This is a genomic window from Actinoalloteichus spitiensis RMV-1378, from assembly GCF_000239155.1.
Classification (GTDB): domain Bacteria; phylum Actinomycetota; class Actinomycetes; order Mycobacteriales; family Pseudonocardiaceae; genus Actinoalloteichus_B; species Actinoalloteichus_B spitiensis.
Genome location: NZ_AGVX02000293.1, coordinates 1 through 10153, shown reverse-complemented (window position 1 = coordinate 10153; position 10153 = coordinate 1). Strand labels below are relative to the sequence as shown.

Annotated in this window: 7 protein-coding genes; 2 read left to right on the top strand and 5 right to left on the bottom strand. The window is 71.4% G+C overall.

What is annotated here, in order from left to right; genetic code table 11:
• Nucleotides 1-20: 20 nt before the first annotated feature.
• Entirely contained in the window at nucleotides 21-629 is a 609-nt protein-coding gene (locus ACTIDRAF_RS0213585) for a TetR/AcrR family transcriptional regulator (RefSeq protein ID WP_016699284.1), read from the bottom strand.
• 419 nt (nucleotides 630-1048) lie between these two features.
• On the opposite strand from ACTIDRAF_RS0213585, the gene ACTIDRAF_RS0213580 reads away from it, so the two are divergent.
• A complete protein-coding gene (locus ACTIDRAF_RS0213580; protein WP_157163022.1) occupies nucleotides 1049-5254 on the top strand; it encodes a PQQ-dependent sugar dehydrogenase in 4206 nt (1401 codons plus the stop codon).
• Nucleotides 5255-5313: 59 nt separating this feature from the next.
• Nucleotides 5314-6045, top strand: coding sequence for a 3-keto-disaccharide hydrolase (locus ACTIDRAF_RS28765; RefSeq protein ID WP_016699282.1), 732 nt, complete (start codon nucleotides 5314-5316; stop codon nucleotides 6043-6045).
• A gap of 43 nt (nucleotides 6046-6088) precedes the next feature.
• Here the strand turns inward: ACTIDRAF_RS28765 and ACTIDRAF_RS0213570 are convergent, their stop codons facing one another.
• The 4 genes from ACTIDRAF_RS0213570 to ACTIDRAF_RS0213555 all read right to left on the bottom strand — a co-directional run bounded on the left by ACTIDRAF_RS0213570 (nucleotide 6089) and on the right by ACTIDRAF_RS0213555 (nucleotide 9984).
• Nucleotides 6089-6856: a phosphotransferase enzyme family protein gene (locus tag ACTIDRAF_RS0213570; protein ID WP_016699281.1), complete on the bottom strand. Its 768-nt coding sequence runs from the start codon at nucleotides 6854-6856 to the stop codon at nucleotides 6089-6091.
• 294 nt (nucleotides 6857-7150) lie between these two features.
• A complete protein-coding gene (locus tag ACTIDRAF_RS0213565; RefSeq protein WP_016699280.1) occupies nucleotides 7151-7360 on the bottom strand; it encodes a helix-turn-helix domain-containing protein in 210 nt (69 codons plus the stop codon).
• A gap of 182 nt (nucleotides 7361-7542) precedes the next feature.
• A complete protein-coding gene (locus ACTIDRAF_RS0213560) occupies nucleotides 7543-9171 on the bottom strand; it encodes an ABC-F family ATP-binding cassette domain-containing protein (RefSeq protein ID WP_026066074.1) in 1629 nt (542 codons plus the stop codon).
• A 141-nt stretch (nucleotides 9172-9312) separates the two neighbouring features.
• A complete protein-coding gene (locus ACTIDRAF_RS0213555) occupies nucleotides 9313-9984 on the bottom strand; it encodes an acVLRF1 family peptidyl-tRNA hydrolase (protein ID WP_016699278.1) in 672 nt (223 codons plus the stop codon).
• Between the last annotated feature and the right edge of the window lie 169 nt (nucleotides 9985-10153).

Sequence of the window (10153 nt, the reverse complement as noted above, 5' to 3'; positions counted from 1 at the left end):
GGGTGGTGGGCGGGCCCGGTTCACCTCGGTGAGCCGGGCCCGCCGTCACGTCCTGGTCCCTCGCTGATGGCGTCGGTCGGGAGCGGAGCCGGGTCCAGGCCCGTACCGCGCAGCACGTCGGCGGGTAGCGCGAGCAGCAGCAGGGAGAGCCCCAACAGGTAGGCGTCGAGCCGGCCGGCCTGGGCTCGGGTGAGGCGTCGGCCGGCGCTCTCGTGCAGGGCGATGGTCGCGTCGGTGTTCGCCAGGGCCATCGAGCCCAGCGCGGCTCGCACGCTGGGCCGCCGGATCGACTCCAGGTAGAGCTCGAGCAACGCCAGGAGACGGGACCGGCCCACGCCGGTGGACCGGTGCAGCATGCCCCGGTAGAGGGCGTCGAGCTGGTCGGCGGTCACCGCCGTGGGTGTGTTCCTCCGCAGGCTGGCGACGGCGGCCCGGTGGTCCTCCGCCAGGTGGTCGGCGATCGCCGCGAGGAGGGAATCCCTGGAGGGGAAGTAGTTCTTCGTCGTTCCCTCGGGGACGTGCGCCTCGCGGTCCACCGCCCGATGTGTCAGCCCTCGCCCGCCCACGGCGGCCAGCACCTCGATCGCGGCCTCCGCCAACAGCTCCCGGCGTTCCCCACGTCGCCCCATACCGGGTTCAGCTCCCGTCGGTCGTCCTCGCCCGGAAGATACCCGCACGCCGGGCCGGGTCGAGGTACCCGCAGGACCCGCACGTGTCGCGAACCGATCGGCCGAGTGACCGGGGTCGGCGATTTTCCTTTGTTCGCGCAATGGACGAACCCGAAAGGAGAACAATCCGCCGAACCCGAATCGTCTAATTCCACGGATCACCGAGCCCGCGAACCACGCACAGTGACGGAATTGAGAGGCCCACCCTCACTCACATGGCAGAGGATCGCCACTTCCATAGCACAGCAATGGGCGAAAATTAACCCCGTGCTTTTTCCCACCGGGACTCCTAGCATTCACCCCGCGAGGGCGGAAGGGTGTTCTCCGTGGCGGCGGGGAGAACACACCCCTGGCTGTGCCCTGTCTGGAAAGGACGAAGCATGTCATTGTCACGCCGCCGTGCGGTGACCGCGTTCGCCGCGGCCGCGCTGCTGCTCCCGCTCGCCGGTCCGCCGGCAGCGGCCCAACCGGACGATCCCGACGACGCCGTCCACGTCAGCTCGACGGCGACGCTCCGGCCGTACGCGGCCGTCGACGGGGACTTCGAGAAGATCCAGCTCACCGAGGACGTCGGGGAGCCGATGGCCCTGGCCGTGGCACCGGACGGCCGGGTGCTCATGACCGACCGCCGGGGCACCATCAAGATCTTCGACCCCAACTCGTACAACGTGACGACCGCCGGCCACATCGAGGTCTACGCCGGTGAGGAGGACGGGCTCCAGGGCATCGCCCTCGATCCGGACTTCGAGGACAACGGCTGGGTGTACACCTACTACGCCCCGCCGGACCCGCAACCGCGCAACGTCCTCTCCCGCTTCCAACTGGACGGCAACACCCTCGACCTCGCCAGCGAGCAGGTCATCCTGGAGGTGCCGACCCAGCGGGACCTGTGCTGCCACGTCGGTGGCGACATCGACTTCGACGCGGAGGGCAACCTCTACCTCTCCACCGGGGACAACACCAACTCCTGGGCGTCCGACGGGTACACGCCGATCGACGAGCGGGAGGGACGGGAACCCTTCGACGCGCAGCGCTCCTCCGGCAACACCAACGACCTGCGCGGCAAGCTGCTGCGGATCACGGTCCAGGACGACGGCGGGTACACCATCCCCGAGGGCAACCTCTTCGAGGAGGGGACCGAGGGAACACGCCCGGAGATCTACTACATGGGCCTGCGCAACCCCTTCCGCTTCAGCGTCGACCAGGAGACCGGGCGGATCTTCCTCGGCGTCGTGGGCCCGGACGCGCGGGACGCGCACCCGGAACGCGGTCCGGAGGCCTTCGACGAGGTCTACCTGATGGACGGGCCCGGCAACGGCGGCTGGCCGTACTGCATGGGGAACAACACCCCCTACGTGGACTACGACTTCACCAACGGTCAGTCGGGTGAGACCTTCGACTGCGCCAACCTGGTCAACGACTCGCCGAACAACACGGGCCTCGCCGAGCTCCCCCCGGCCACGGCGGCGGACGTCTGGTACTCCTACGGCTGCTCGGACGAATTCCCCGAGCTGCCCTGCGAGGGCGGCAATACCGCCATGGGCGGCCCCGTCTACCGCTACGACCCCGACCTCGAGTCGAACACGAAGTTCCCCGAGTCCTTCGACGGCGCCCACTTCTTCTACGAATACTCCCGCAATTTCGTCGCCGACGTCCGGTTCGACGAGTCCGGCGAGTACGAGTCGATGACGCCGTTCCTCGAGGAGCTCGACTTCAACCAGCCGATGGACATGGAGTTCGGCCCCGAGGGTTCGCTCTACGTCCTCGAGTACGGTGGCGGCTTCTTCACCCCGGGCACCTACGCCGGCCTGTACCGCATCGACCACACCCAGGGCGTCCAGTCGCCGGCGGTGGAGTTGAGCGTCGACCAGACCTCCGGTGAGGCCCCGTTGCCGGTGTCCTTCGACGCCACCGGCAGCACCGACCCCAACGGCGGTGACCTGACCTTCGCCTGGGACTTCGAGGGTGACGGCGTGGACGACGCCGAGGGGCCGACCGCGCGGCACACCTACACCGAGAACGGCATCTACCACGCCAAGCTGACGGCCACCAACACCGCCGGCCGCGAGACGGTGCAACGCGTCACGATCACCATCGGCAACAACGCGCCGGACATCCGCTTCTCGACGCCACCCGACGGCAGCATGTTCGACTGGGAGGACCAGATCGCCTACCGGGTCGAGGTCGACGACGTCGAGGACGGCTCGATCGGCGACGGCATCTCCTGCACGGAGGTGACCACGCAGACGGCGCTCGGGCACGACACCCACGCCCACCCGCAGGACAACTTCCAGAGCTGCCAGGGCGTCTTCTCCCCCGAGGCCGGCTCGCACAGCGGTGACGCGAACCTGTTCTGGGTCGCGCGGACCAGCTACTCGGACCGGGGTTCGGAAGGCGTGGGCTCGACGACCAGCGAGCAGGAGATCATCCTCCAGCCCAAGACCAAGCAGGCGCAGCACTTCTCCTCGGCCGAGGGCATCAGCGTCGCCGACCGGGAGGGTGCCGAGGGCGGCCAGGTTGTCACCGAGATCGACCCGGGCGACTGGATCTCCTACCGCCCGATGAACCTGTTCAACATCGACGGGGTCAACCTGCGGATCGCCACCGGCGACGCGGAGGGGGCCGTCGAACTGCGCGTCGGCGCGCCCGACGGGGAGCTGGTCGCGACCCTGCCGGTGCCCTCCGGCGACGGCGAGTTCGTCGACCTCGACCCGGTGGAGCTCACCGACCCGGGCGGCACGCACGAACTGTTCCTCGTCTTCACCGGTGCCGGCTCGAACCTGTTCGACCTCGACCACATCTCGTTCCAGGGGCTCGGGGCGGCCGGCCCACGGCACGTCGAGGCGGTCGGTGACGTCGACCGCGGACCGGCGCCGCTGGACGTGGCCTTCACCGCCGAGGGCGAGGCACTGCCGGAGGGGTCGACCTTCGAGTGGGACTTCGGCGACGGCGCCACCGCCTCCGGGGAGGCCGTGGACCACACCTACACCGAGACCGGTGAGCACACCGCGACGGTGACGGTCACCGACCCGGACGGGGTGGTGCGGGCGACCGACGCCGTGGAGGTGACCGTGCACGACCCGGTGACGGGAACGCTGACGGTCGATCCCGCCGAGGCCGAGCTGACCACCGACGGGAGCCACACGGTGACCGCGACCGTCAGCGAGGAGGCCCGCGACGCCGAGGTCACCCTGGAGGTCTACCGGCGGTCCCCGGCCAGCCCGCTCCCCCCGGGGCAGGACGAGGGGGTCCCCCACCTGCTGGTGGAACGCACGGTGGGCACGCCGGACGAGGACGGCGCCGTCACCCTGGACTACGCGAGCACGGTCACCTCGCAGGAGAGGGTGGTGGCCTGCCTCGGGTACGGGGGCGGCTGCGTCCGGGGCGGCGACACCCTCGTCACCGGCGGTGCGGACGGCACGGACATCCTGAACCTGCGCACCGACCTGTCCACGGCCACGGCGACCGCCAGCTGGCAGGTGGTGGCCGACGAGGACGGCTTCCTCAACCTCTACGACGGCAAGAGCCTCGCCGGCTGGGAACAGCTGGGCGGCGGTGGCTTCACCGTCGACGAGGACGGCACGCTGCGCCCGCACGGCCCGCGGGGCATCCTCTGGTACGCGGAGCGGGAGTTCGACGACTACGTGCTGGAGGCCGAGTACGAGACCTACAGCGTCAGCGCGAACTCGGGTCTCTACCAGCGCTTCCCCGACCCGCAGGGCGACCTCTCGGTGCCCTCGGACCAGGGGTACGAGGTGGCCATCCTCGACCGCGTCGACGACGCGATCAACCGGACCGGCTCCATCAACGGCTACATGGCGGCGAAGTACCTGACCGCCAAACCTCCGTACGGGGGCTGGAACACCTTCGAGATCGAGGTCGTCGGCCAGCAGTACACGGTGACGCTGAACGACCGGATCGTCACCGAGTACACCGGTGACGGCAGCCGAGGGCTGCGCGGTCACATCGGCGTCGAGAACGCCGACTCGCAGCTGCGCTTCCGGAACCTGCGGATCAAGCCGCTGGGTGAGGACGAGCAACCGCCCGGAGCTCCGGCGGTCACCGCGGCGCTCGACCCGGCCGAACCCAACGGTGATCCGCACGGCGACTGGGAGGGCACCTACCACTCCCCCGTCACCGCCACCCTCGCGGTGGAGGAGGACGGCGGGGACGCCGAGATCGAGTACCGGTGGGGTGACGGCGACTGGAGCACCTACTCCGAGCCGCTGACCAGGGACGAGGAGGGCGAACACGTGCTGGGCTACCGTTCGCGGACGGCGGAGGGCAGCGTGTCGGAGGAGGCACGGCTCTCCTTCGTGATCCGCCACGACGCCTGCCCCGGCTCGGACCTCCGGGAGACCGTCCACGCCGGTCAGGACAGCGGTGTGCCCAACCGGGTCAGGGACGACGGGTGCACCGTCAACGACCTGGTGGACGAGGCGAGGGAGTGGTCGGGCCACGCCGTGTTCGTCGCCCACGTCCGCCAGCTGACCTCCGACCTGGCGGCGGAGGGGCTGCTCAGCACCGCGGAACGGGCCCGGGTCATCCACGCCGCGGCCTCGTCCGACATCGGTCGACGCGACTGATCGCACCGACCGACCACCCCGGACAGCCCGCACGCCGACAACACGGAGAAGGGAACGTCATGCGCGCACTCATCTCGACCGTCGTCGCCGGCCTCGCCCTGGTGACCCCCGCTGTCCTCGCTGGTCCCACCCCCGCCAGCACGGACCACTCCGCCCAGGACACCTCCGTTCCGGGCTCGGGGGGAGCCTCGTCGCGGGACACCGCCCACACCCTGCGCTGCGCGGGGGTGCCCGGCGGTCTGCCCGGCCACGGGATCACCCGCCTGTGGGACGGTCAGACCTTGGAGGGCTGGTCGCAGGCCGGCCCCGGCGGTTTCGACATCGTCGACGGCACGCTCCAGACCCGGGACGGGATGGGTCTGCTGTGGTACGACCAGGCCTCGTTCGGTGACTTCACCCTGTTCCTCGACTGGCGGGTGACCGCCGAGACGGACAACTCCGGCGTCTTCCTGCGCTTCCCCGATCCCGGGGACGACCCCTGGGTCGCGGTCGACCACGGGTACGAGGTGCAGATCAACGACAACCCCGGCGGGGACCCGCAGAAGACGGGGGCGATCTACAACCAGCAGGACGCCACCTCCCACCCGTCCAGGCCGGTGGGCGAGTGGAACCGGTACGTGCTGCGGGTCGAGGGCGAACGCTACCGGGTCTACCTCAACGGCGAGCTGGTGAACGACTTCACCAGTGACGACCCGGACCGGGGGACCGTCGGGCACATCGGGCTGCAGAACCACGACCCGGACACCAGAACCCAGTTCCGCAACATCTGGCTGGTCGAGTCCTGCCGCTGAACGGTCCCGTCACCCGGGGCGGCAGCAGCTGGCGGGGGGACGCTCACTCGAGGAGCGCCCTCCGCCAGGTCTCGACGCGTGCGGCGGCGAACCCGGCCTCCGACGCCCAGTACGGCCCGTGGCCCTCGGCGTACATCCGCGCCCAGGGCTGCCGGCCGTGCCGCCACCCCTCCCGGAGGAGCTCGGCCATCGACCTCACCCGCCCGGCCACCAGACCGGCCAGGAGCTCCCGTTCCGGGCCGGTGGCGCGGTACCCGTCCGCCACCAGCCGCAGCCGGCGCTCGGTGTCCCCCGGCTCCCACGCCCCGTCCCCGCTCAACGGGACGAAACCCCGCAGGGCGTAGGCGAGGTCCCAGAGCCGGTCTCCCGGGGCGGCGGTCTCCCAGTCGATCGGGTACCACTCGTCGCCGTGGACCAGCATGTTGTAGGGCGCGAGGTCCTGGTGCGCGATGATCTCGGTCCCCGCGTGCGGGTACAGCACCTGCCAGCGCGCGTCGGCCGGCGGCACGAAGTCCGCGACCGCGTCGTGCAGGTCACGGACCATCGCGCCCACGCGGTGGGCGGCGGAATCGGTGGCGAAGGTGGACAGGCCGCCGGGGAACGGGTTGTCCCCAGGCAGGTAGCGCAGGACGGACCGCCCGCGCTCGTCGACCCCGAGTGGTTCGGGCACCCAGGACAGGCCCCGGTCACGCAGGTGCGCCAGCAGGGCGAGCACCGCAGGGGTCCACGGTCCTCCCGGTCGACGCACCGTGTCCCCGACCCGCACCACCTGCCCGGCCTCGGCGTTCCCGCCCTGCAACGACTCCTCCACGGCGTCCTCCCGCTCCCCGCGAGGTGCGAAGGGCGGGCCGGCGCGAGGAGGGTCCGGGGGCCGCCGTCCCGTTCGGTCGGCTGTCCCGACCCATGATCTCCGGCGCTCGGCCCGCTGGGAAGGGGGCGCGGCGTTCGCGTTCGGTCGGGGCCGGTGACGGCGGCGGGCACGCCGGCGGGCTCATCCGGACGGACGGCGGCCCGCCTGGCGGCCGGGACGCGGGCCCGCCCGCGTTCCGGAGTGTCCGGACACGCGGGCGGGGGGCCTAGCCGCGACGTCACCTGGGGACATCGCCTACTTCTTCTTGCTCCTGGTCGCGCCGCCACGGCCGCGGAGCTGCACACCGGACTCGCTGAGCACGCGATGCACGAAGCCGTAGGACCGGCCCGTCGACTCGGCCAGGGCGCGGATGCTCGCGCCCTTCTCGTATTTCCTCTTGAGGTCGCTCGCAAGCTTGTCCCGTGCGGCGCCGGTGATGCGGGCGCCCTTCTTCAGGTCAGCCACCTTGTCCCGCCTTCCGTCCGAGCAGGTCGGGCCGCTCCCGGGCCCCTGTCGCCGCAATGATCGAACACGAACAGCGTTAATGCCAGGCGATCATGGGAAAACATCGCAAAGTGTTCCCACCGCGACGACGGGTAACGTCACACGCCCGTAACCTGCGCAGACCGCCATTCGGCGGGATCACACTACGCCAACTGCACGAGATCCAGATACTCCTCGGACCAGTGATCCTCGGTACCATCCGGCAGCAAAATCACCCGTTCCGGTTCCAACGCCTCCACGGCGCCCGGGTCGTGGGTCACGAGGACGACGGCGCCCTGGTAACTGCGGAGCGCGTCGAGCACCTGCTCCCGACTGGCGGGGTCGAGGTTGTTCGTGGGTTCGTCGAGCAGCAGCACGTTGGCCGCGCTGGACACCAGTCCCGCCAGCGCCAGACGGGTCTTCTCACCACCGGAGAGCGTGCCCGCCGGCTGCTCGAGCTGCTCCCCGGTGAACAGGAACGCGCCGAGCAGGCTCCGCAGTTGCTGCTCCGGCGTGTCGGGAGCCGCCGAGCGGATGTTCGACCACACACTGGCGTCGTGGTCGAGGGTTTCGTGCTCCTGCGCGTAGTAGCCCAGGCGCAGGCCGTGCCCGGCCACCACCGAGCCGGCGTCAGCCGGTTCCATCCCCCCGAGCAGCCTGAGCAGCGTCGTCTTGCCCGCTCCGTTGAGCCCCAGCACCACCACGCGGGAACCGCGGTCGATCGCCAGGTCCACTCCGGTGAAGATCTCCAGCGAGCCGTAGGACTTGCTGAGGTTCTCCGCCGTCAGCGGTGTCCGACCGCAGGCCGCCGGCTTGGGGAAGACGATGCGGGCCACCTTGTCGGCCACCCGCTGTTCGTCGAGCCCGGCCAGCAGCTTCTCGGCGCGGCGGGCCATGTTCTGGGCCGCGACCGCCTTCGTCGCCTTCGCCCGCATCTTGTCGGCCTGCGCCATCAACGCGCCGGCCTTCTTCTCCGCGTTGGCGCGTTCCCGGCGGCGCCGCTTCTCGTCGGCGGCCCGCGCGTCCAGGTAACGCCGCCACTCCATGTTGTAGACGTCGACCTCGCCTCGGGTGGCGTCGAGGAACCAGACCTTGTTGACCACCGCGGCCAGCAGTTCGACGTCGTGGCTGATGACCACCAGCCCACCCGAGTGCGCCTTGAGGAAGTCCCGCAGCCAGCCGATCGAGTCGGCGTCGAGGTGGTTGGTCGGCTCGTCGAGCAGCAGCGTGGTGGTGGACCGCCCGTTCACCCCGGCCTCGGAGGCCGCGAAGAGGATGCGGGCCAGCTCGACCCGGCGGCGCTGACCGCCGGAGAGGGTGCGCAGCGGCTGGTCGAGCACGCGGTCCGCCAGCCCCAGGTTCGAACAGATCCGGGCCGCCTCGCTCTCCGCCGCGTACCCACCGAGCGCGGAGAACCGCTCCTCGAGCCGTCCGTACCGGCGGACGGCGGAGTCGCGTTGCGCGTCGTCCACCAGCTCCGCCATCGCGGTCTGCGCCTTGTCCATCTCCCTGAGCAGCTCGTCCAGCCCTCGGGCCGACAGAACGCGGTCCTTGGCGGCCACGGAGAGGTCCCCCTCCCGGGGGTCCTGGGGGAGGTAACCCAGCTCCTCGGACCGCCGGACCTGGCCGGCGTAGGGGATCCCCTCGCCCGCCAGCACCCGCAGCGTCGTGGTCTTGCCAGCGCCGTTGCGCCCCACCAGGCCGATCCGGTCGCCCGGCTGCACCCGCAGGGTGGCGTCGGCCAGCAGGATCCGCGAACCGGCACGCAGTTCAAGGTCTGTCGCAGAGATCAAGGAAAACTCCGATGCGAACGTGGTCGAGCGCACACACCAACCGTCATCACCATGACCGGGCCCGCTGCCCGCACCATGCCGACCACATGCCGAGTGTACGGGCCGACGGCAAGCCGATTTCGCTGCCCGCCGCGGCGCCGATCACCGGTCCCTGACCACGATCTCCACGTCCCGGGCCCGCCGCGCGGCCTCGTCGAGCACGGCGCGCCGGGGTTCGCCCACGTCGAGCACCCGCTCCTCGGCCAGCGCGAACACCCCGGAGAGCCGGCGGTCGGCCCGGAGGACGTCGAGGGCCTGCCGGTCGCCGCCGAGCACGACGGCGGACAGGGTCGCCAGTCGGGGCACGACCACCTCGGCGACGGTGTCGGCCGCCGCGTCCAGTGCCTGCCTGGCCTGTCCCTCCCGGCGGCGGGCGAACCGCTGTTGGGACCACCCGCCAGCCTTGTTGCGGCCGTGCACCTGCCGGCGCCCCGTCCGTGAGACGACCACCGCCCCGGACTCGGCGACGCCGACGCTGTGACCGCCCAGTCGGACCAGGACCAGGCCGATCGACCTCGGGGTGAGCGCGTGGTCCACGAGCGGCCCCACCGCCAGCCCCGGGTGCCGGCCGTGCCCGGCGGCGAGCGGCGCGAAGGGCACCGCCGCCGTGGCGGTGGCCCCGTCCGCGCCCACGACCCGCACCTCACGCTCGGTGACCTCCGTGCCCGTCACGCCGCCGTGGCGCTCCGAGAACCGGCGGAACCAGCCGTGGAGGCGTTCCGGGGACACCTCGACCGCGCGGCCGCCGCCCGCGACCTGGCGCACCCTGCTCATGCCGGGCCCTCCGCCCCGCGCCGGGGCAGGGACGGCGGCTGACCGACCGGCCGGCCCGGTGGCCGTCGCCCCGCGAGTGGCCTGGCCGGGGTCCGGCGTCGCCGGGAGACCGAGGGACGTGCGGTGTTCGGGCCGTGCCCTGGGCGCAGCCCGGCCTGGCGTGCCGCCG

Coding starts and splice junctions, on each gene's coding strand:
- ACTIDRAF_RS0213585 (WP_016699284.1), bottom strand. CDS start 629: ATGGGGCGACGTGGGGAACGCCGGGAGCTGTTGGCGGAGGCCGCGATC.
- ACTIDRAF_RS0213580 (WP_157163022.1), top strand. CDS start 1,049: ATGTCATTGTCACGCCGCCGTGCGGTGACCGCGTTCGCCGCGGCCGCG.
- ACTIDRAF_RS28765 (WP_016699282.1), top strand. CDS start 5,314: ATGCGCGCACTCATCTCGACCGTCGTCGCCGGCCTCGCCCTGGTGACC.
- ACTIDRAF_RS0213555 (WP_016699278.1), bottom strand. CDS start 9,984: ATGAGCAGGGTGCGCCAGGTCGCGGGCGGCGGCCGCGCGGTCGAGGTG.